The 22,942-nt window shown below is 44.2% G+C and carries 12 protein-coding genes; 6 read left to right on the plus strand and 6 right to left on the minus strand.

Annotated elements, in window-relative coordinates:
- Positions 1-262: 262 nt before the first annotated feature.
- The gene (gene pabB, locus LIX84_RS05385) at positions 263-1,624 is read left to right on the plus strand and encodes an aminodeoxychorismate synthase component I (RefSeq protein ID WP_226421142.1); all 1,362 of its coding nucleotides are present in this window, start codon (positions 263-265) and stop codon (positions 1,622-1,624) included.
- Between the two features lie 369 nt (positions 1,625-1,993).
- Here the strand turns inward: pabB and LIX84_RS05390 are convergent, their stop codons facing one another.
- Together LIX84_RS05390 and LIX84_RS05395 are read right to left on the minus strand one after the other, a co-directional pair.
- Positions 1,994-3,694, minus strand: coding sequence for an ATP-binding protein (locus LIX84_RS05390; RefSeq protein ID WP_226420855.1), 1,701 nt, complete (start codon positions 3,692-3,694; stop codon positions 1,994-1,996).
- A 7-nt stretch (positions 3,695-3,701) separates the two neighbouring features.
- Positions 3,702-4,241 (minus strand): heme NO-binding domain-containing protein, encoded by a 540-nt coding sequence (locus tag LIX84_RS05395; protein ID WP_012841652.1) that lies wholly within the window; start codon positions 4,239-4,241, stop codon positions 3,702-3,704.
- A gap of 241 nt (positions 4,242-4,482) precedes the next feature.
- Here LIX84_RS05395 and LIX84_RS05400 point away from each other — a divergent pair, with 241 nt between their 5' ends.
- The 5 genes from LIX84_RS05400 to LIX84_RS05420 all read left to right on the plus strand — a co-directional run bounded on the left by LIX84_RS05400 (position 4,483) and on the right by LIX84_RS05420 (position 10,628).
- Positions 4,483-5,082, plus strand: coding sequence for a CoA pyrophosphatase (locus LIX84_RS05400; RefSeq protein WP_012841651.1), 600 nt, complete (start codon positions 4,483-4,485; stop codon positions 5,080-5,082).
- A 344-nt stretch (positions 5,083-5,426) separates the two neighbouring features.
- The gene (locus tag LIX84_RS05405; RefSeq protein ID WP_047009959.1) at positions 5,427-6,680 is read left to right on the plus strand and encodes an aromatic amino acid transport family protein; all 1,254 of its coding nucleotides are present in this window, start codon (positions 5,427-5,429) and stop codon (positions 6,678-6,680) included.
- A gap of 98 nt (positions 6,681-6,778) precedes the next feature.
- A complete protein-coding gene (locus tag LIX84_RS05410; RefSeq protein ID WP_005396900.1) occupies positions 6,779-8,140 on the plus strand; it encodes an L-serine ammonia-lyase in 1,362 nt (453 codons plus the stop codon).
- A 210-nt stretch (positions 8,141-8,350) separates the two neighbouring features.
- The gene (tpdA, locus tag LIX84_RS05415) at positions 8,351-10,066 is read left to right on the plus strand and encodes a cyclic di-GMP phosphodiesterase TpdA (protein WP_226420856.1); all 1,716 of its coding nucleotides are present in this window, start codon (positions 8,351-8,353) and stop codon (positions 10,064-10,066) included.
- Between the two features lie 94 nt (positions 10,067-10,160).
- A complete protein-coding gene (locus tag LIX84_RS05420) occupies positions 10,161-10,628 on the plus strand; it encodes a GNAT family N-acetyltransferase (protein ID WP_065646580.1) in 468 nt (155 codons plus the stop codon).
- A gap of 90 nt (positions 10,629-10,718) precedes the next feature.
- Here LIX84_RS05420 and queD read toward each other — a convergent pair whose 3' ends face one another.
- The 4 genes from queD to LIX84_RS05440 all read right to left on the minus strand — a co-directional run bounded on the left by queD (position 10,719) and on the right by LIX84_RS05440 (position 22,936).
- The gene (gene queD, locus LIX84_RS05425) at positions 10,719-11,096 is read right to left on the minus strand and encodes a 6-carboxytetrahydropterin synthase QueD (protein WP_085344009.1); all 378 of its coding nucleotides are present in this window, start codon (positions 11,094-11,096) and stop codon (positions 10,719-10,721) included.
- Between the two features lie 345 nt (positions 11,097-11,441).
- Positions 11,442-11,603: a hypothetical protein gene (locus LIX84_RS05430; RefSeq protein ID WP_153904392.1), complete on the minus strand. Its 162-nt coding sequence runs from the start codon at positions 11,601-11,603 to the stop codon at positions 11,442-11,444.
- A gap of 281 nt (positions 11,604-11,884) precedes the next feature.
- Complete coding sequence (locus LIX84_RS05435) at positions 11,885-12,436, minus strand: hypothetical protein (RefSeq protein WP_053318072.1); 552 nt, start codon at positions 12,434-12,436, stop codon at positions 11,885-11,887.
- Between the two features lie 42 nt (positions 12,437-12,478).
- Complete coding sequence (locus LIX84_RS05440) at positions 12,479-22,936, minus strand: PLxRFG domain-containing protein (protein ID WP_226420857.1); 10,458 nt, start codon at positions 22,934-22,936, stop codon at positions 12,479-12,481.
- Between the last annotated feature and the right edge of the window lie 6 nt (positions 22,937-22,942).

A 22,942-nucleotide genomic window follows, 5' to 3' on the forward strand; every position in this document is an offset into this window, starting at 1 on the left:
TCGTTATAGTTATGCTTCCATTATTGGCTTGGCTTCAATCGTGTTTGTTGAGCTTATTGCTCTTTTGAGCTTCGTTTTTTATAAACAATTGTCGAACGGCTGATATCGACACACGAAACGCTGAAGTCGCCTACTTGTAAACCATCTCAAAACCCTATGAATAGAGGGAGTTTGGCTATACAGAGGAATATGATACTCTTGCTGCCCATGACATGCCATGCAGTGAACGATCTCTTTGTCACAAATTACACAAATGAACAACATGGACAATCAATTCATTGATTTTAAAGCGCTGGAATACGCACCAGAGTTTGCTCTTCACCTCTTTTCTCGCATTCAACACCTGCCTTGGGCGATGTTGCTGCGTTCTGCATCAGAAACGCATATCGATAGCCGCTTCGATGTGTTGGTTGCCAACCCAATTGCAACGTTAGAAACCACTGCCGAAAGCACACAAGTTGAAACACCATCGAATGCCTATTCAACTCAAGATGACCCATTCGCGCTGCTTCATCAGTTGCAAGAACAGTGGCTTCCTCACGTTGAGTTAAATAAAGAATTGGATTTGCCTTTTGTCGGCGGAGCGCTCGGTTACTTCAGTTACGATTTAGGTCGACGCGTAGAAACAATGCCAGAACAAGCCGAAAAGGATCTCAACACGCCCGATATGGCGGTAGGTCTGTATGAATGGGCCGTCGTTGTTGACCACAAGCTTAAAAAAGCATACTTAGTCGGTCAGAATATCGAGCTAGCTTGGCAATGGTTAGACAAACAAGAAGCGGAGCAAAGCGTAGACTTCGCTCTGTCTGGCGATTGGCAGTCAAACATGACGAAAGAGAGCTACGCTACTCGCTTTGACAAGGTGCAAGAATACTTGTTGAGCGGTGACTGCTATCAGATCAATTTGGCGCAACGCTTTAACGCACCGTATCAAGGCTGTGAGTGGCAAGCGTATCTAAAATTAGAGTCCGCCAACCAAGCGCCATTTTCCGCTTTTATCCGTATGCCGGAATCTTCGATTTTGAGTATCTCTCCAGAGCGCTTTTTAGAACTCAAAGATCGCGTCATTGAAACGAAACCAATCAAAGGTACTCGACCACGCAGCGAAGATCCAAGGCAAGATAACGCTAATGCCCATGACTTGCAGACAGCGGAAAAAGATCAGGCAGAAAACCTGATGATTGTCGATTTGCTGCGTAATGACATTGGTCGAGTTGCATCACCTGGTAGCGTTCACGTGCCAAAGCTGTTTGAGATTGAAAGCTTCCCCGCAGTGCATCATTTGGTGAGCACCATTCGTGCGAATTTGGATGAACAATACTCTCCTGCAGATTTGCTGCGAGCGTGTTTTCCAGGCGGTTCAATTACTGGCGCACCTAAAGTTCGCGCAATGCAGATCATTGAAGAATTGGAGCCGCATCGACGCAGCGCGTATTGCGGCAGTATTGGCTACATTTCTCGCCATGGTCGTATGGATACCAGCATCACCATCCGCACTCTCGTAGCGGAGAATCACAAACTGTACGCTTGGGCAGGCGGCGGCGTCGTTGCAGATAGCGATTGCGCTTCTGAATATCAAGAAACGTTGGATAAGCTCTCAAAGATTTTGCCAGCGCTGCAATAGTAGGTTTCGCCAAATGGCAACGGCCTATGAATCCTGCTAACGAAAACAAGCAAAAACGCCTCCAGTAAGGATAATGCCGCTCGTTTAACAGCGAGTGGCATATTTCTGCATCTCGTCATCCTGTACCGCGACGAAGGAGCGTGATACAGGCTCTTCTATCCGAGCACTTTATGGTCAAATTTGTTTCATTAGTCGCTCAGCATGCTGCTATTAGATTCCTAGTCTCGCCAAGGCTCGCTGGAATGACACAAGAAACATCGTTAAGCGATCGGCATTATCCAGTGTGGAGCGTTTTTTGTGTGTTTTATTTACAGGTACTTTGGCTTTTAGCCGTTGGCTAACAAGAATCCGTTTTTTAAGAGGCAGCGTCTACTGCTCAAGCCACTTACACATGATCTGTTCAATATCGGTTGCGGTGTACGGTTTAGTGAGGATGTCGTCCATGCCTGAATCAATGCACTTTTGACGCTCTTCGATGGTAGTGCCAGCGGTTAATGCAATAATAGGATGAGTAAAGCCACTCTCTCTCAGATACATCGTCGCCTCATAACCATCCATTTCTGGCATTCGGCAGTCCATAAATATCAGTTCGTACTCTTTGTTTTTCACCGCTTCTAAAGCTTCTTTCCCATTGGCTTTTAAATCAGGCGTAATGTCGAGTTTTTTCAGCATTTGAGTAACTATCACTTGGTTCATTCTGATGTCGTCAACCACCAGTATTGAGCGTCCTGCCAAATCACTTCGCTCTATGGTAGCTAATTCCCCCTCAGCTGCGCCTTGGGCTTGTCCCTCCTTTAGAGGAATAGAGACTTTAAAGGTGGTACCTTTGCGTTCTTCACTTTCAAAGCTAATCTCGCCCTGCATCAAATCCACTAGATTTTTACAAATCGCAAGGCCCAAACCTGAGCCTTCAAAACTTCGCTTCGCCGAGCGATCTACTTGCACAAATGGGTCAAATAATGAGGGCTGCGCTTCTATCGGGATGCCAATACCCGTGTCTTCAACCTCAAAATGCGCAATACCGTTTATCCACTCCACTCGCAGCACCACCCCACCCAAATGAGTAAACTTAATAGCATTTCCCACCAAGTTGACCAAGATCTGTGTAATTCGCTCTAAGTCACCAACTAAAAACTCGGGAATACCGAGCTTTTTATCGATGGAGAAATGAATTCGCTTTTCTGCTGCTTTAGCTGAAAATACGCCCATGATGGCTTTTTCAAGCTCTTCCCAAGCAAAGACCTTATCGATGATTTCCATCATACCGGCATTCATCTTGCTGAAGTCGAGAAGATCGTTAATGATGACCCTCAACAAGTCTCCCGATTGAGTCAAGTTGTTTAGGTAATGGCGTTGCTCTTCACCTAACTGTGTTCGACTTAGTAGTTCAGCACTACCTAATACGCCATTAAGAGGCGTACGCAACTCGTGGTTAATCATGGCGACAAACTCTTTCGTCGCTTTTTCCGATTCCTCTGCCCGCTTTCGCAGCTCCACTTCTCGCTCTAAACTCAAATGACGGCCAATGACCCCATGAACCAAATCCGATACCAGCTCCATCTGTTTGGAAATAAAAGACTGATCGATTTGATCCAACTGAACAGAGAAGATCAACTCCCCTACTGTTTGCTTGTCAATGATGATAGGCAAATGCAAGTTCTCCCCTTGCCAATTGGGGACAGTCTTAATCGTATTCTCATGGCGAAGCTGTAAATGACCAAAATGATGTCGGCGCAAAGAAGAGAGTTTTGTGGAATCAAGATGTAAGTAAGCCGCAGAAATGATTGAGTTCGAAGTGAGCTGTTCAATAAAACTGGCAATCATGGCTTCATCAAACGTGCTCGACAAAAAAGTTCGACCAAACTTAATCAGCGTCGCGTCAACTTTCTCTTCGAACTCAAACTTGCGTAAATCCTTTTTTGATTTCAACTCAAGCTTTTTCAAAGCAACACTTAGCTGTTGAGTAGATTCATAAAGTTCGAAGCTCTTCTGCTCCAATAACCGCTCAGCTGCTTTTCTTGATTCGATTTCTCGTTTGAGTTTCCTTTCTAGCGAGGAACTTCCTGTCATATCGTTCTTATTGTGCCTCTAACCAAAAGCGAACCTGGCTACCATCTTCTGACTGGTTTTGGTGTTTGATATGAATAACTTCACCAAAGTGCGCCGCGCAGCCTTTTATTAGACCTAAACATACGTGAGACATGCACCGCGCACTTCGATAATCAAACACCATGTTTGATTGAGTCTCGCTGATAAAATCAAACTGAGGAGGATTAGCATCTGGGTAGAGCTTTTTGACCTCGACATGAATAAAATCTTCAACATGGCGAACAAATTGAAATGTCGTTTCACACTGCTGCAAACTGGCATGACTAGGAATCGAGCGAAGTAAATTCAAAAAAACGCACTCTCCAAATACTTCTTGCAGTTGTTCAGGTGGAATGCCAGATACTTTACTGAGATTCACAATCAATTTAACCAAGTCTTTATGATCGTAACTGCCAACCGCCGTATAAATCCCTTCGTCATTAGAAAGGTCGAGCACTTGGTCTAACACATCGAGACCAAACTTCTCTTCCACTAACTCCATGAACTCGGTGAAAATAATCCCTTTCATTAGTCAATACTTGCCTTATGGTGACGTCTTAAAATAAAGAATGGTTTATAACCTTATAAGTTTCAAATTATTATATCCAAGCAGAGTGAGACACACGACACAAAGCAGGGAAAGACCAATGGCCGTACTTTGGTATTGCCGTACTAATACTTTAATACCGTACCAACGGCGATAGCACCACGCCTCTTGCGGCCATTGAGTATAATAAATAGTGGTTAGGCACAATAAATAAGGATTTGGTTTGGTTATCGACAAAACTCAATTACTGCAAAACTTTCAATTTCGGCTTCCAACGGGTTACCACAAAGAGTCCCTCGCGCGACTGAAATGGATGAAAGGAAAATCACTGCGAGACGCAGCGGTCTTAATTGGTTTTGTAGAACGCCCGGAGGGGCTACAGGTCATTTTGACAAAGCGAGCAGCGCACTTGCGTCATCATCCGGGACAAATCAGTTTCCCCGGCGGTAAGTTTGAGCAGGAAGATCATCATCTAATCAATACGGCATTAAGAGAAACCAAAGAAGAGGTCGGTATAGAAGATGAACATATTCATGTATTTGGCCAGCTTCCAACATTGCCAACGATTAGTCAGTTTAATGTGACACCTTTTCTGGCCTTTATTTCTCCTGAGTATAAAACGCATATTGACCCAAATGAGGTGGAGTCTGTTTTTGAAGTTCCTGCCAACCACATTCTGAATCCGAAAAAGTTGTACAGCACCAAGTTTGACCTAAAAAACAGCAGTCATCGTGTATTTGCTATCCCATATAGACAGCATTTCATCTGGGGCATGACCGCACAAATCATCGAATCAATGCAAAAACATATCATTTCACATTAAAAACTTCTGATATCGGTATTTTTATGGATGCGATCATCATGCGCATCAATATTAATAAAACGTTGCTTCATAAACATTCATTCACATTAGATTAATTTGCCGTTTTCACCGCAAACGCTTGCGGTGAAATAAATTTATACAAACAGCCCTATCGATAAGTTTTTCTAATTTTACTCATTAGCAGAAATCACGAGTAGCACATCATTTTCGTGATAAAAAGCAGGTTTTTGACATATCATTCAATAAGCGTAAGCAATAAATGATTTAGATCTAATTTTCCTAGTGTAAAATCTTGCAAAATTACTCCCGACTTATTTCCTGTTCCCAAAATGAGTAACTAAAAAATGAATACAACTACTTCTGCGGTTTCTACCGCACAATCGTCTAGTAAGTTTTCTTACAAAGACTTTACCTGGTGTCTGTCCCTTTTTGGTACGGCAGTAGGTGCCGGTGTACTATTCCTTCCTATTAAAGCAGGTGCAGGTGGCTTTTGGCCATTAGTAATCCTATCCCTAATCGCAGCACCAATGACTTGGTTCGCACACAAATCTTTAGCTCGCTTCGTTCTTTCTGCGAAAAACCCAGAAGCGGACATCACTGACACAGTAGAAGAGCACTTTGGTAAGACTGGCGCAAACCTTATTACGTTCGCTTACTTCTTCGCTATCTACCCAATCGTACTTATCTACGGTGTTGGTATCACAAACACGGTTGACTCTTTCCTAGTTAACCAAATGGGTATGGAATCTATTCCTCGCTGGCTACTTTCCGGTGCACTTATCGCTGCAATGACAGCGGGCGTAGTGTTCGGTAAAGAGCTTATGCTGAAAGCAACTTCAGCGATGGTTTACCCTCTAGTGTTCATCCTACTAGCGCTGTCTGTGTACCTAATTCCTGGTTGGAACACTTCAATGATGGAAGTATCACCTGACTGGGGTGCAATGCCAGCTATCGTATGGCTAGCAATCCCTGTTATCGTGTTCTCTTTCAACCACAGCCCAATCATTTCTCAGTTCTCTAAAGAACAACGTCGTGTATACGGTGATGACGCAGTTAAGAAAACTGACGCTATCACTGGTGGCGCAGCGATGATGCTAATGGGCTTTGTAATGTTCTTCGTTTTCTCTGTTGTACTTTCTCTGTCTCCAGAGCAACTAGCAACAGCACAAGAGCAAAACATCTCTGTTCTTTCTTACCTAGCAAACGTTCATGAGTCTCCACTGATCTCTTACTTAGGTCCACTGGTTGCTTTCGCGGCTATCACTTCTAGCTACTTCGGCCACTTCCTAGGTGCGCATGAAGGTCTAGTTGGTCTAGTGAAATCTCGTTCAAAATCACCAGTAAGCAAGATCGAGAAGATGTCTCTTATCTTCATCGTAATCACAACTTGGATCGTTGCTATCGTTAACCCAAGCATCCTAGGTATGATTGAAACAATGGGCGCACCGATGATTGCGGCAATTCTATTCTTGATGCCTATCTTCGCAATGCAAAAAGTTCCAGCGATGGCTAAGTACAAAACTTCAGCACCTGTGCAAATTTTCACAGCAATCTGTGGTCTTGCTGCCATTAGTTCTGTAATCTACGGCGCTCTTTAATCATCCCTGCCCTAGCACGGTATGATTAATCCAAAAATATAACGATAAAATTAAGCCTCCCAACTCCCCTTGGGAGGCTTTCTTCTGAGGTAATCGATATGATTAGTGTTTTTGATATCTATAAAATCGGTGTTGGACCTTCAAGCTCACACACTGTAGGCCCAATGAAAGCGGGTAAAGAGTTTATTGATGATCTTCGCGCAATGGGAAAACTGCGCGACATCACTAAAATCACCGTTGACGTTTATGGATCACTATCACTGACAGGGAAAGGTCACCACACAGATATTGCTATCATCATGGGTCTTGCAGGCAACACTCCTGAGAAAGTTGATATCGATTCTATCCCGGGCTTTATCGCTCGCGTAGAAGAAACTGAACGCCTTCCTGTTGGCATGCACTGTCACACAGTATCGTTCCCACGTGAAGGTGGAATGAACTTCCACAAAACAAACCTTGAGTTACACGAAAACGGCATGCAAATCCACGCTTGGATTGATGACGAAAAAGCGTACTCAAAAACTTACTACTCTATCGGCGGTGGTTTCATCGTTGATGAAGAAAACTTCGGTAAAGAAGTTGAGAACCCAGTAAAAGTTCCTTACCCGTTTACAACGGCAGAAGAGCTTGTAAAACAATGTCATGAAAGCGGCCTATCTATCAGTGCGCTAACCATGAAAAATGAACATGCGCTTCATTCTGACGAAGAAACTCGTACTTACTTCGCAAACATCTGGCGCACAATGCGCGAATGTATGGATCGCGGTATGAACGAAGAAGGCATTCTGCCTGGTCCACTACGCGTGCCTCGTCGTGCGGCAGCACTTCGTCAGCAACTGCTTACTTCTGAAAAAACAACGAACGATCCAATGTCTGTTGTTGACTGGGTAAACATGTTTGCTTTTGCAGTAAACGAAGAGAACGCAGCAGGTGGTCGTGTTGTAACTGCGCCGACTAACGGTGCATGTGGCATCATCCCTGCGGTACTGGCTTACTATGACAAGTTTATTCAAACCGTAACTGAGAAAGACTACATCCGTTACTTCGCAGCTTCTGGTGCAATTGGCGGCCTTTACAAGCGTAACGCGTCTATCTCTGGTGCAGAAGTTGGCTGTCAGGGCGAAGTTGGCGTGGCATGTTCTATGGCAGCAGCTGGCCTTGCTGAGCTTATGGGTGGTAGCCCAGAGCAAGTATGTATGGCGGCTGAAATTGCGATGGAGCACAACCTAGGTCTAACTTGCGACCCGGTTGCAGGTCAGGTTCAGGTTCCATGTATCGAGCGTAATGGTATTGCAGCTGTAAAAGCAATCAACTCAACTCGTATGGCACTGCGTCGTTCTTCTGCTCCTACTGTTTCTCTAGATAAAGTTATCGAAACAATGCTAGAGACAGGTAAAGACATGAACGCGAAATACCGTGAGACTTCTCAAGGCGGCCTAGCAGTAAAAGTTATCTGTTAATAAGCCTTGCTGAATATCGACGAAACCCGAGCCGCCGCTCGGGTTTTTTATACCTCATTAACTATGAATAATGGGTTGCTACGCCCAGCATAAAAAAACCTAAAACCTTGAATATATCCAATTATTATGGATATCCCCGTAAAAAATCACATCCCTCTCCTAGCTTTATTGATAACGTAGCCAAAAATTAAACTTGGAGCACACCAACACATGATTAGGTTTGAAATTGGAAACCAAATCTGCGTTTGCTTGTCCGAAAACGAAATATCTTTAGAGCTCAATCAATCACTCCACCACTCCATTCCTGTCAACCCAAATGAGTACGCCATTCTGTCAACCATCGCCAAATACGGCAGCTTAAATACGCCAATTAGCCAGCGATTGATAGAAAGCAAAATCACTCAACAATACAAAATGACACTGCCTGAAAATGGCTTTAAAAACGCGGTGGCCGCTCTAAGAAAGAAATTTCGCAAGCTCACGGAAGAACACGTAACCACAAAAAAAAATATTATCGAAAATATTCACCGGACCGGATACTTCATCCCTTTTACTATGCAAAACAACCATCAGAATGGCATCGACCATCAACACAAGATCAATCAATACACAACAAACAGCCTTGGCAAAGCCCTTCGTATTTGTCTGCGTAATAAAAAGATCTATTCAGATACACTGTGGGTCGTGTTGCTCACAGCGATCATTTTCTTTGCCATCTGTTACTACGCGATAAACAGCATTGTGAAACATAATTATCTGGATAACGCCTTCCAAATTGCAGAGAATCTTTCCCAAAAGAGCTGCTTTGCTGATGAAAGAGAATTGAAGTCGCTCTTTGATAATGTAAAGCTGGTCGAATCGAGCATGATGCTAGACCGTTTCAATATCCGGTGTTTAGTCACCCCCGAAACCGTTGTCCCTGTCAGCAAAAAAGCATTTGAAGAGTGGAGTTATAATAGCAATTATACGACCCAATCATTTGACTTGAATAACGCAACCGTTTTGGTTCGTGTCAAAAACATTAACTTATCCGACAACGTTGAAAATCATATTTCGCGTTTTTTTCTTTCCGGCATGAAGCTATCAACCAATACAGGGACCTCTTTAGAAATTGGTAACACCAATGAACGCTTTTTCAACTATCACGTGAAGAACAGCGGCTATAAAGAGGTGTATTACATCTCTGGCCCGTTTCAAAGCATCATTTTATTAAGCTTGCTGTTTCTAATAATACTGCGCCATCGCTCTCTACAAGCCTTTATGGCTTATTTGTGCGCAATTCGACAATTTAAAATCAAACTGGAGCCGATTTATGACACTTCAGCGCAAAAGATTGTGCATTACGAAGCGCTCTCGCGGTTTAAGGTAAAAAATACGCAACGGTTTATTGAGACACTGATCCGCAATGGGCTGCTCCTAACTCATACCTTAATGGTGATAGAGTCCATCTATACTAAGCACAAAGCCTTGCCTATTCCTATCAGCATTAATGTTTGTCCTTCTTTGCTGCGAGGACGCAACTTTTCAATCCTACACAGAGAACTATCTAACCGAGATTGTCGTTTGCTGACGATTGAAATCACGGAAAATGCATCGATGTACTATACCTCCGAGATTTATGGCAATGTCGCGAAACTAAAAGCACTGGATTGTAAAATCAGTATCGATGACTTTGGCACTGGCAACAACAACGTGTCGCTCATCAGTAAAATCAATCCAGATTATTTGAAAATAGATCGGGAGTTTGTGATTGGTTTAAAGTCGGACGATAAGAAAGTGGAAACGTTGCGTCAGTTAATCGCCATGGGAAATACGTATCGCTGTACAGTCATTGTCGAAGGCGTAGAAACCGCCGATAGCGCTCACTTACTCACAACATTAGGTGCCTATATTCACCAAGGTTATTATTATCCTCTGCATTTCTAGCTTTTCTTAACCTCGTGAGTTACTTAAACTAGAGGAAATACTCTATTAAAGTTCGTGGCGGCATGAGGATATGCCGCCAATTTGTGGTTGAACGATGATTGCTATTAAACCCACCAAACTGAAAGATTTTTCGAGTTTGATGCAATTGGATGTGCAGGAAGAGCAGAAAGGATTTTCTACGCCGTTTGAAGTGGCTTATCAAAAACGCAATAAGTCTGAAGCGTTCTTTACGATTTATTCTGACGATCTATTAGTTGGCTATCTTGTTATCGATAAAGGCTTCTCCCAACATGCGCCCTTTGCCAAAAGGCACGAACTGGGGCTCAAGTACTTGATGGTTGATCAACGTTTCCAACGCCAAGGGGTTGGGAGTGAAGCGTTACGCAAACTGTTCGTTTACGCGTATACCATTGACCCTGAAAGCAACTCTCTTTGCGTCACTGTGCCACAGAGTCAGCAATACGCTATCAGTTTTCTTGATGCGTGTGGATTCATCAATACAGAGAAAACAACGTTTGGTGAGAACGAAAAAGAGTGGATTTTACGTCATCCACTGAGCTAGCAAGAAAAGTATAAAAAATAGGGAATATCCAGATACAACAAAGGCAAGCTCATGGCTTGCCTTTGTCTTCAATGCTCAATAAAAAGTGACTTATTCACCTTTGTAAATACAACCGGCTGTGCACGTCTCTTTGATTTCAACTTTACTTAGCAACGGTAAACTTGGCTTAAGCTGTTGCCAAATCCATTTTGCTAGCACTTCGCTCGTCGGATTCTCCAAACCTTCAATGTCGTTCAGGTAATAATGGTCTAAACGATTGTAAATTGGTTTGAATGCCGCTTTGATTTCAGCGAAATCCACTACCCAACCAGTATGCGGGTCTACCTCACCTTCTACATAAAGACGAACTAAGAAAGAGTGTCCATGCAAACGACCACACTTATGGCCTTCAGGTACATGTGGCAAGTGATGTGCCGCTTCGAACATAAACTCTTTGTATATTTCTGACAAATGGGATGACAACTTCATAAACCTCTGTTTTATATAGACTTTTACAGCAATCAAATAGTGTGTACATGAACTCATATACACGCCTATATACACACTGTATTTTTTCGTGCTCCCCGATATACACACAAATCGGCGTGATTTAAGAAAAGGATCGGGCAAACACGAAACGATAATGTGGTCATTATCGTCGGCTAAGAGGCAATGCGCAAGTGAGTTAAACTGATATACACAACATCCGGCCACCAGCTATACACACACCAAAAAGCACAAAAAAAGGGAGCACTTTCGCGTTCCCCTTTAATCAATAAATTAGAATCATATCTATCAGAGATAGTGGCCGGATTGCCACGCAAAGCATATCTGTTACGACTCTTCTTTATTGCTATTGTTGATAAACTTGGCTGCTTCAAGCAGCTTGGCCGCCTTCATCACTGTTCGCTGAATAAACTCCTTCGCAGCTTCATCCAAAGCTTCACATTCCATAAGCGTAGCGACCACTCTAAGGTCATTTGACGTATATTTCATTTTTTTCTCCTTAAAAGCCGAGTGGTTTACTGTCAAATAATTTACCAAAGAATTAGCAAGTTCTAAATAATGAAAAACAAAAATAGATTGGCTACCGACATAAGTGAAATTACTTAACGAAATATGCGTCTAATTTCGCGAATTTCATAACAAATCGGAAACGCGCATAAGCTACCAGACCACTGTTTATATATCCAGTTCTTTATAGCTATTTAGAGGTATTTTTTTATACATATTTGATAAAAAGCAAAAAGCCGCAATTTAGCGGCTTTTTATGGCATTTAGATGTTTCTTAGCGCTCTGAAACGGCATATTCTTCGAATTTCGGCTATTGCTGCGCTGGTGGAATCACCCTTGATTTTCTCATAGATACAGTCATCGGTTTGGGCTGCAATTTTGGCTTGAGCCTCTTCTATTTGACGCTCAATTTTGTCGCGATCAAGGTTAGTAACCAAATCACCATGAACACCCAACTCAACCTCATAGAACTTGCAAACCTTATACTTTTCGATTTGCTCTTTTAGCTCCACCTCACGCATTGCACTATTAAAGTCAAGTTCCGACTTACCAAAGCCATGCATTTCAGCAACTTTGGCTCTGCCATATTCAAGCGCTTCTTCATCCGACAAACCATTATCAACACCTTGCGCAACATTGATTTTAAAGTCACGCGAGTACAGTTTGCTCTCCATCAAACGTGCATAATGATAATCATACGGGTTTCGTTGTTCCGTTACCGTCGGGCAACGTGGTAGTTGCGCTGCGGTGGCGCACGACGCGCCACCAGCTAAACCCAAAATCATTGCTGTTAAAATGCTTTTACTAGCGATCATTTTAGATCTCTCCATACTTCTTTTCTAAGCACTCCATTAATGCTACCAACTCTGTTGCTCTTGCAGCAACTTCATATATTTTTGATTATAGTGCGCACCATTCTGTGATTTACTCGCCATTTTGAAATGTTGCTTCACCGAACGGCTTAAAACTTCGTTGGTGATCGGGTTTTGTCGGCCCCATTCCGAGCGGTTGAACTCACGGATATTGTTAAGCACGCTTTTACGTCCATCATTGTCCTTAGTGCGTACCGCCAGCCAGTAAGCATTCATTAAGCTTTGACGACGGCGAGTAACTTGACGTTCGTAGCCTTTCAATGCGCTGTTTGAGTCGTACTGCTGAACAAGTCGAGCCGGAGTAAAACCAAGCGCTTGTTGAGCATGTTCAAACAATGTCACATCATCAATGATAATTTCACCATTTCGGTTTGTGACAGTGCCACCTTCTGAAGCGTATCGCGCAGTTCTAAATACGTCCTTAATCCATTTTGGAGTCATGTATTCTACGCCGCGCAAATACTGGCCTTCTGTCATGTAGTCCAAACCACGCGCCCAAGATACAGCAATACCAAATGATGCACCTGCCGCCTGTTGAAGAATGTTTTCAGCAACACCAACGCTATCTTGTGCGTCTGATTCTTGTACCCAAAGGCGAAGCAAATCAATGTTGATTCGGCTTGAAACGTTAGGCATTGAACCGTAGTACAAGCCTTTCGCAATATCTTCACCGAACGTCTTAGAAAGTAGCGATTTTAGCTCTGTCTCTGCATCCCAAGGCTCATTGTCATCACCTGCCACTGCATAGGCCATATTAGCAATTGCCGCGATTGTAGCGACTGGTAGAGCGTTTAGACCGCCAATGGCAAACGTAACGGCAAACGTGCCAAGCAACTGCTTACGCGCTTCCTTTCTCACCTCTGGCGTTTCGCCCTTAATTGAATCAAAGAAACGGCTAAACAAGTAGTAAGTCATGTTTTGGCTGTACTGCTTGAACTGCAATGCTACCGCCGCAACGTCACCTTGCATGAATCGAGCGCGGTTACGGCTCGAATAGTCAAAGTGGCTATCCCAAGTTGCTTTAGTTGCGTAATCAAGTGACTCTTGTTTGCTTAGTCCGTTCTTCTTCGCCATACGGTAAGCAGTGATAAAACAAACCTCACGGTTCATTACTTCGGCCCAATGGAAAGGCGCACCGATTAGTTGCTGTGCTTTCGCCCATTTACCCGTATAGTTTGACGACTCTTGCTCTGCCATACCTGTTAAGTCGGCCATTTGAGTTACGTCGATAGCACCAATTTTGATCGCGTGGCGTAACGCCTCTCTCTCTTCTTGGTTAAGTACGTCGCCCAAAATGCCGTTGGTCATGTCCATATCACCACGCAAGCCAGCTTTTGATTTTTTAGCAACGAACGTCTTAGCAAATAGGCCCGATAGACTTGCCATTTCCGCCGCTGTTTCCTTAAAACCAAAACGTGAGCCAATGTAAGGCAAAGCAATCTGCCAGTTTTGGGATAAGTTGATCATCGCTGACGCTGGTGAAATACCGATTTGCCAGAAGAACCCAAAACCAGTTAGCGCTTGCGCCCATTGTGCGCGTTGTGGGTTCATCATCCATTCGTGACGCTTAACCATTTCGTTATATAAGCGTGACGCCGAAACGTTATTGCTCTTATCCGTAGCAATCTTCAACTCTTCCATTAGATCGGTGAAGCGCTTCTCTGTTTCTAGTCGCGCTTGTTGGTTCGCTTGGCGAACACCCTGATCTGCTAGCACACGAGCCGCATCTTCTGAATAACCAGCCACACCTTTACGGTGAATGAATGATTTACGAATTGAACGATCAGGCATGGTTTGCAAATACATTTGGTAGATTTCATCAGTTAACTGATCTTTCACCTTGTCGTTAGTTTGCGCACCTGAGATCGCCTTAATAATATCGCTCACGAATGACGCGCTAGCACCGTTTAGGCCGCGACTCTCTTGGATTTTTAGACCAAAGCGCACTTGTCCAACTTCTAAGTTCGCATTCTTATCATCCTGAACCTTGTAGCCAGCCGCCTGAAGCTTTTTAACGTCTTTCATCATGGCGTTTTCAGTCTCATACATTTGGAATACACGCTCACCGCTTGGGTCAACGACATCGATCCAGTAGTTACCAAAACGCGCCAACGGCACATAGAAACCAAGGCGTGATTTTTCCATCATGTAACGATGGTAAGTGTTCTCACCTGCTCGTTTGTTACCAGCCATGGCAAGATCAGTAATGCGCTCTTCTAGCGCCTTATCCATTTCCTCGCGTTGGCTAATGTAGTGATCGCGCACATCGGTAAAGACTTTTTGAGCATCTGGCGAAAGCTGTAGGAACTTCTCGCGTAATGCCTTGTGTTTAAGTCTTAGTTTCGGCTCGTTCTTAATCTCACGCTCTAGCGCTTGGCGTTCTTGCCAAATTTCTGAACCACGTTTAGTTTGCGAACCACCGTACTCTTGGTAAAGCTTCGCTAGTGTTTTGAGTAGCGCTTTCTTCTCATCAGTTTGGTCAACATACTCTTTTGACGGGTCAACATCGGCCAACGTCGCATCGTGCAACAAACTAAAGGTAGCTTCGGCGTCTTGCGGCTTATCCTTACGGAACTTATTCATGGCATCAGCTTGTTTGTGAACTTTCTCAATCAAGTCTGTTTTGCGTGTAGTAAACAAATCTTTGTTGTTTACATACGACTCAAGAATGTTGCCAACCTCACGGCTTACTCGTTTTCTACCTACTTCAGCCATTTGGCGTAGGTTTAACAACGCCCAACCACCATTTTTAAGCGCATCAAACTGCTTGCTAATAAATGGAACGTTGATCTTGCCAAGCATTTGCTTGTAGAAACTCTCATTCTTCGCTGCCAGCGCATCAGCAATGCTCACAATTGGATCGCCTTGCTGCGCCAAATCCTCATCCATGCTTGAGATTGTTTGGCTAAAGCGCACAACGTTAGAAAGCGTGGTCATTCCTTTAGGTTTTCGAAGGTCGCTATCCACGTTGTTGATCATGTTGCGCACTTCGGAAAGCGTGATTTTCTCTGCACTCAAAATGCCAGAACGACGCAATGCACCAAGTACCCAAGACAACACTTTGTCTAAGATTCGTTGAGAAACACTAGACTCTGTTTCTGCAATCTTAGCGATCACCTCTTCCGCTTTTACGTCTTCCGGTGCGGTTCGATATGATTTATCAACCTCGGCAAAGATGCCTTTCAAAGAGTTAACGTTTCGTAGGCTGTTGACCTTCTTGGTTAACTGCGCTTGTTGAGCAACGTCTAGGTTTGCGTATAGGCCATTGTGAGCAATAAACTCATGCCGCAAAGTGCGGCGAACGTCAGCAACGTTTTCCAAGTTTTCTGCCACCAGCACAACACGGTTATCACCGGACAACCATGCGCCTTTAACAATCGCATTGGATTCAGTTTCAACCAGTTCATGCAGATCGGCCATAGTTGGCACAACCATTACATTCGCACCTTTCAAACCGTCGTATTGGTTAATCCAATCTTGAGCGGCTTGAGTAACCTTTTCAGGCGATAGGCTGGTGGAAGGCTTTTTGTTGACTTCGCTGGCCTTGCTGAAACGAATATCGTCGTACTGATCGTTCGCTGGTTTTTCAATGACAATAATCTTTGTTGCTACGTTCGTAGGGTTCAAGCTGTTCTTGAATGCGCCAGCGTCTAGGTTGATCTCTTCTGCACCAACTTCATCTAGGTAACGACGGAAGTTTTTATTTGTTGTGTTACCACGATTACCAGCCATTGAGCTAGTGATAGCAACCAACTTACCGCCATCTTTTAGCATCGTTAGCGCATGGTTGATGTGGTGAATATCTGCATCGTTACTAAATGGAGGATTCATAACAATGCGGTCATAGATTTCACCAGCGTTATATTCCAAGAAATCACCAGCAACAACGTTGTGCCCCTTCTCTTCAAGTAATTCGCTTAGAGTGAAAGCAAGTTCACCAACATCAAGATCTACGCCATTTAGAGCTGCAATTTGATCGGCAATGTGACCCATACCAGCACTTGGCTCTAGCACTTTCATACCTGGTTTAATATCGGCTAAATCAATGAGCTTTTTCACTTCTGCTTCAGGAGTTGGGAAGAAGTCATTAAACGCATTACGGTTACCGCGTACAGTTTCCTCAATCTTCTCTGTGAGTTTTTGTAAGCGTGTTTTTTCTTTCTGCGTTGACATTTTTCCGTTGTTCGCTTGCTCATATTCACGCAAGGCTTGGCGCAACGTGATATCGCCTTTAATACCCATGCGAATTAAGCGATCTTGCGACTTGAATAACTCGTTGATGTGCTCGACACGGTAAACAGTGTTTGATTTGCTACGCGCTAGCTGGCGCAATTTAGGAATAACTTTATCCCAACGCGCACCATTCAAGTTAACGCTCTCGTGCTCCTTCAAGCCTTTAATGTTTGCTCGAATAGATTTAGCCGTCATCTTGTAACCGTCTAGGTTTTCGATTTCTCGCGCAATGTATTCAAGTGACGCTGGGGTACTCTTCGGCGCTGGAAAACGAACGTAACGAGCAACCTGATTAAACTTAGTTTCTGGTTTTAAATGCCAGTTGCCTTGCTGATCTCGATACGCTAGTTTTTCTCGATCATCTTCAGGCATATCCCATTTAACACGGTTCATAACGCTTGTTAGTTCTTCAAGCTGGCTGATATCAGTCAAGTTGCCTAGCAGTAGGAACTCGCCAGATTCAACGCCATCGGCAATCTTACGCAAGATATTCGCTTGCGCCTCTTGCTTATCTGCTCGTGCCGCTGCGCTTGCTGCCATGGCTGCGCGACGAGAAGTATTAGTCAAACGCTGTGCGTTGTTTGACTCATCAGCTTTCGCCTGTAGTGATGCCGCTTTTTCGCGTAGAGCTTCAACTTGCTTCTCTTTTTTCGACTTCGTTTTCTCTTGATCGCGTTGTTTAACTCGTTCGCTTTGATCAACGTTCAAGCCGCCCATTACAGATAGGAAATCATCACGCGCTTGTTCAGATTTAAAGTCAAAACGAGCTGGCAAGTTTTTAGGTTTGTAAGCTCGTGCGTACCAACCGCCTAGCTGTTTCGCCTTGGCTCTCATATCGTTGAAAGTATCGCTATCAACTTCGCTAAACGCAGCGCCATAGCGTTGTTCACCTTTAGCTTCGTTGAGAACATCGACCTTGCTCAACTCGATAGTCCCGTCAGTTTCAACGGCCTTAACTTCAGCTTTTCGCTCTAGTTCGCGCTTTTCTTGCTCTGCTAGTTTGCTTAACTGATTTTCAGTGTATAGACGGTCAAACTCGGCTAGCTGCTGGTCATTGAAAGCATCAATAGTGCCGCCGTTAGCTCGTGCGTAGGCTTGGAAATCATCAAGTGTTTGAGGATTATCAAGAGCCTTTTTCTTGCGCTCGGCTTCCTGCTCACGCTCGATTGCTTGTTGTTTTCGTTTCTCAGCAAGCTTGTTGTAGTCAGCATCACTCATTTCAGAAAGAATGTTGCGCATAGCTGAAGGTGATTTAACTACAAACATTCCACCATCAGACTGAATAGCAGCAAACTGGTTGCCGATATCTTTAACCGCTCGCTTAACTAGATCGTCTTTACGCAAGCTTGTGTCAATCCATTGGCCCATTTGCGCAAAGAAATTGCCGATAGCTGGCTTCGTGAATTGGCTAAATTCTTCTTCTAAAGCCGGAACATCATCAATGTAGTTATCGATCAGCTCAATGGCCTCTTCCTTGGTGTACTCGCCACTTTGAAGCGCGTTGATAGCTTTTAGATATTCACGCGCTCCACTTGGGCGAGAACGGCCTTTTTTAGCTTTAGACGCATCAGTTTCGTTGCTGGTGGCCTTGCTAGATTTTGGTTTGCTTCCTTTTGGAGGCGTTGGCTCTGGTTTGTCGTCACTCAGATAGCTTTTTGCCAAGTCGATTGCTTTTTGGCGATCTGATTGATATTGGCTAGTGATCCAATTGCTGAATGAATATAAGTCGTGCGTATCCGCGCCAGCTTCTTCCATTGCTTTAGATACTGCTTTCCAAGCTGGTTCTAACTCGTAGCTCTTGACGCGATAAGTCGGGTTTTCTGCGTACTTATCTGATACAGCTTGAAGAGTATCAATGAGCGAAGGCTCTTGCTTATCTGCTTTTGTATTGGTTTTGCGCTCTTCTAATTTGGCAATATCACCTTCTAGTCTATTGATTAGTAGGCGCATGGCTTCGCCGTTCTCACCATTAGCAATACGAGCTTTGTAGTGAGCGATCTCAGCTTGTTTGTAGTTGATTAGCGCATCCAGCTCTTCAATGGTTGGATTAGACAAATCTTTAAATGGAGGAACCTTGGCCGGAATCTCTGGAATTTCCACATCGGAATCCGCATCTTCACCAAAATCTAGGTTCAAATCTTCCCAAGAGTTGGCGTCTAGGTGGCCTTGGTTTTCGTTGATAAACTTATCCCAAACCGCTTCGTTACCGCCTTTCGCTCGGTACTCTTTCCAGACTTCACCAAGCTCGTTGTAAGCATCTTGTTCGGCTTTTTCTGCTGTTCTTAGTCGGCTTTGTGCTGCTTTAACTCGTGGATGAGCCATATCAACACCACTACGATCCGTAGAATGTTGCATTTCAACTTCGTCTAAGTTCTCTTGAGCTGCTTCAACTTTCTTTTGAGCTGTCGAGATTTTAGAGAGTTTGCCCTTAGCTTTACGGCTGATTGTGGCCGGAATCGCTTTTAATTGTGTAGGTTTGTTCTCAGCTTTTTTCGCCGTAGAGTCGCGCTCTGACTTCACTCGTTCAGATAAGTGACGATCAGCATAATCACGCAGATACTTATCAAACTCTTTATGCTGTGAAGAAGTTAGATCGGCACCCTTTTTAATTCCGTTTTCGTCTCGGAACTCCGCAATACGATGAGTGATCCAAGACATATAGCCAGCATTGCTATTGATAGCTTCAAGCTCTTCCGCTTCCAAAGTATCTAAGTACGCTTGATAACGTGGGTTATCTGCCTTACCTGTTTTTGCTTTAGCAAAGCGTTCTTTTGCAATTGTCTGATTTACGTCTTTAGCTTTCTCTGGAGTGGTAATGCCTCGACGCTCAGACTCAAGCTCTGAACGTAACCATTTAAGATCTTCAGTAGTGCCTTTGCCGTCTTTGATTTTGTTTAGACGACCTAAACGAGCGGTAGTGCGTTGGCGAGAAAGGTCATTGTCACTTGCTTGGTATGCCTTCTTAGCGTCTGCAATCTCGCGATCCAAACCTTCCAGCTCTTCATCACTAAGTAGTGCGTCATATTTTGATAAGCGAGTTTTCAGAACGTCACCAAGGCGGAGCAAATCACCTAGCTTGCCAGTAAAGTAAATCTTGCCTGCTGAATTGATATATTTCGCAGCATCTTGCAAAACATTCATTTGTTCAGGCGTAGGCATTTGACCGCGATCAAGGCGTTGCTCAACACTAGGCCAAATATCAACGGCTTTCGCTGTCTTTTCGCGTTCTTCGACTAAAAGTGATTGGTCAACAACACCTTTGCTTTGGGCTTTTTCTGCTTCGCTCTGAAGGTAAGATTCATTGCTTTTTACAATAAGGCTTACATATTTATCGGCTGCTTGATTAGCTTTTCCAATAGCATCCATCAAGCGCATATCGCTACCTTTGCCATAGTCAAAAGTAGTAACCGGTTCCTCTTGTTCCGCTAGTCGGATTTGTACCTGTTTAAGCTCTTTATCTTGAGTGACGAAAACCGATCTCTCGCCAATAGTTGCGTTCCACTTTTCGACTTTAGGCGTCAACGTTGTGGTATTACCGCTGCGCTTAACGTCCACTCCATCAATACCTTGACCTATTTTAAGGGTAGGTTTCTTGGCTTTTTTGCTATCAGCTTGAGCGTTTACTTCTTTGTCCAACCAGTTCAGATCATCTTTTGTACCCTTGCCTTCCAAGATGTTCTTGATGCGTTGTTCACGGTTAACTTTCTGACGGCCTTTGATTGCGATTTCAGCTTGAGCTTTACCAAGTTGACGGCCAAGCTCTGAACGTTTTGCAGCTTCACCAGATTGGTAAACATACTCGTCGCCAGTCTGTGGCAACTCTTCACTGTATGACTCAACCTCTTGAGACTCGTGCTTATCAAATTTCTTTTGAATACGAGCATTGCGATTAAGTTGGCGCTGTTCGACCTCTTGGATTGATGCGGAAATAGGCTCTTGAGCAACTATATAAGGCGCACGATAACGCTCCTGCTCTGTTTCTACAGGATTTAGGTCATATTCATTCGCTAGCTTGGTGAATCGCTCATCACGATTAACGTCTTTAGGATTAACGTCAGACCATCGATCAAACTCAACTTGTGGCGCGTCATAAACTCGTTGATTCTCGATACCCGTTGCTAACGGAGTAACGTCACGCTCACCGTTTGGTTGATGTCCACCAGCAAACGAGTTGGTTTGAGCTTGTTGTCTCATACCTTGAAGAACACGCGCCTGATTACGTTGAAACTCTGGCGTTTCCTCAACGTTTGGTTGATAGCCATTGGTTCGAATGCCGCGATTCTCAAGTTGCTGTTGAGCATTGCGCTCTTGAGCTTGCTGATCACGCAGAAAACTCTCTTCATCAGTTGGGCGTAACTGATCGACTTGTTTTAGCTCTTCGGAGTTAATGACACGCTGCAAAGCGCTGATCGCTTGCTCTTGGCTCATGCTTCCGTCACGACGCGCTTTTGCAATCTGAAGCACTGCTGCTGGCGAGATTTCCATGGCGCGTTGCAAGCCTTGTTTAAAGTTTTCGTCTTGCGCTGCAATTTCATCGACAAAACCAAGCTCACCACGTTGAATTGATTGGCTCAATTCAAACTTATCTCGTTGAGCATCTTGAGAATGGTATAGCTCTGAATCTGCCATTACTTCGCCAGTTTCAGGATCAAACATTTCTGCTTGAGCAACTTCATTATCAACTGGTGATTTTTGTTTCTGTCCAATAGCACTCAAGAACTCATTGTAAATTGAATTCATTGAACGCTGCGCCGCTTGACGTTCTTCAATGGATAGATCTGTATTAAGAGTTGCCAAGTAACGGCTCATGTCTTGACGCAATTGCTTCGCGTAATCATTGCCTCGGTCTTGTTTTTCCCAAGTTTTGATTGCGCTGACAGCTTGCTGGCCGTCACGGATTAGATCGGCATGATTGTCTGAAGAGAACAGATTAACAGGCGCTTGCTCTTGCTGTTTTGCAGCTTCAGAAATTGGTTGTTGTGGTTGCGCTTGCTGTGGCTGTACTGGTTCCGGCTGTTGTGGCTCAACACTTTGTTGTGCTTCCGCTTGATCTTCCGTTGCGTGACGCTCTGCTGCTGGTGGCACTTTACCCATTGCAGCACCTAACGCTTGATGTGCTAAAGCCGTAGATTCGTTAGCATCAAAGCCCATAGAAAGAGCGCGGTTCTCAATCTTCGGTCTTAGAAGAGCCTCAATCTCTTGATCTGTTTTACCAACCGAGCGCAATTGCGAAATCACTTCTGGATTGATCGCTTGTTCAATCTTGGTTTCAAAGTTACGACGACGGTAACGACCAGCCACACCACTAGGCGCACCAAAACCACCACCGATCAAACCACCGACTAAACCAGACTCAAGCGCAGCCGCGCCAACGCCTTCGGAGTTGTCGCCTTCAACGTCCATCTTTTCGTTGGTATGAACGTTAGAGCGGTATTGTTCAACGCCACCTTGTACGGCCTCGGTGCCACCTTCAGCAAGTACACCTTTACCAATAGCACCTTTGATTGTTTTGCCTAAACTACCTTTTAGCAGTTTAACCATTGCCTGATCACCTACCGTTTCACCGATCAGGTTGACCATGCCTAGAGTAAGGTCGGTTTTAATCGAATCTCCAACCTCTTGGGCCAATCGAGTACGAGCGTTGTTTAGCGCCTCTTCATCAGAGATATTCTTATCCGCTTCTTCGGCCACATAACGCTTGAACTGTGGAGAATCCATTAATTCGTGATAAGGAATGTTCTCGATTTCTCGTTGAACATTTAAGGCTTGACCACCGTTACCAGCCGCCAAGTTTAGAAGTGCGTTAGTACCGACATTGGCACCTTGGGACACCGCAGCGCTTCGACCTGCCATTGACGCTGCTTTACCTGCTGCACCTGCTGGCAACATGGTTACAGCCATACCACCAAGCACATTAGATGCTGTGCCTAACCATGTACGCCAATCTTTAGCACCTTCTCCAAAGCTCATATCATCATTGATGATATCTTTCGCCATGGCTTCGCGCATTTCAGGCGATAAGGTTTCGTATTGCTCATTAGCCCAATTCTCTAATGAGCTTGCTGCCTTTTCTGCACCAACGAAATTCGCAGCACCAGCCAAAGTTTGCAAAGCGCCTTGTTGAGCCATATCAACAACGTCACCAAACGTTGATGTGTTTTGATTGCGTTCCCTTTCCTCAACTAGACGCATCGCCTCTCTGAAATCCATCGGTAT

The sequence above is a fragment of the Vibrio sp. E14 genome (assembly GCF_020515785.1).
In the GTDB taxonomy this organism is placed as follows: domain Bacteria; phylum Pseudomonadota; class Gammaproteobacteria; order Enterobacterales; family Vibrionaceae; genus Vibrio; species Vibrio diabolicus.

Bases quoted from the DNA above. Each gene is read 5' to 3' on its own strand.
- LIX84_RS05430 (WP_153904392.1), bottom strand. From the start codon at position 11,603: ATGAAATATACGTCAAATGACCTTAGAGTGGTCGCTACGCTTATGGAA.
- tpdA (WP_226420856.1), top strand. From the start codon at position 8,351: ATGATTAGGTTTGAAATTGGAAACCAAATCTGCGTTTGCTTGTCCGAA.
- LIX84_RS05420 (WP_065646580.1), top strand. From the start codon at position 10,161: ATGATTGCTATTAAACCCACCAAACTGAAAGATTTTTCGAGTTTGATG.
- LIX84_RS05390 (WP_226420855.1), bottom strand. From the start codon at position 3,694: ATGACAGGAAGTTCCTCGCTAGAAAGGAAACTCAAACGAGAAATCGAA.
- queD (WP_085344009.1), bottom strand. From the start codon at position 11,096: ATGAAGTTGTCATCCCATTTGTCAGAAATATACAAAGAGTTTATGTTC.
- LIX84_RS05395 (WP_012841652.1), bottom strand. From the start codon at position 4,241: ATGAAAGGGATTATTTTCACCGAGTTCATGGAGTTAGTGGAAGAGAAG.
- LIX84_RS05405 (WP_047009959.1), top strand. From the start codon at position 5,427: ATGAATACAACTACTTCTGCGGTTTCTACCGCACAATCGTCTAGTAAG.
- pabB (WP_226421142.1), top strand. From the start codon at position 263: ATGGACAATCAATTCATTGATTTTAAAGCGCTGGAATACGCACCAGAG.
- LIX84_RS05435 (WP_053318072.1), bottom strand. From the start codon at position 12,436: ATGATCGCTAGTAAAAGCATTTTAACAGCAATGATTTTGGGTTTAGCT.
- LIX84_RS05410 (WP_005396900.1), top strand. From the start codon at position 6,779: ATGATTAGTGTTTTTGATATCTATAAAATCGGTGTTGGACCTTCAAGC.
- LIX84_RS05440 (WP_226420857.1), bottom strand. From the start codon at position 22,936: ATGGATTTCAGAGAGGCGATGCGTCTAGTTGAGGAAAGGGAACGCAAT.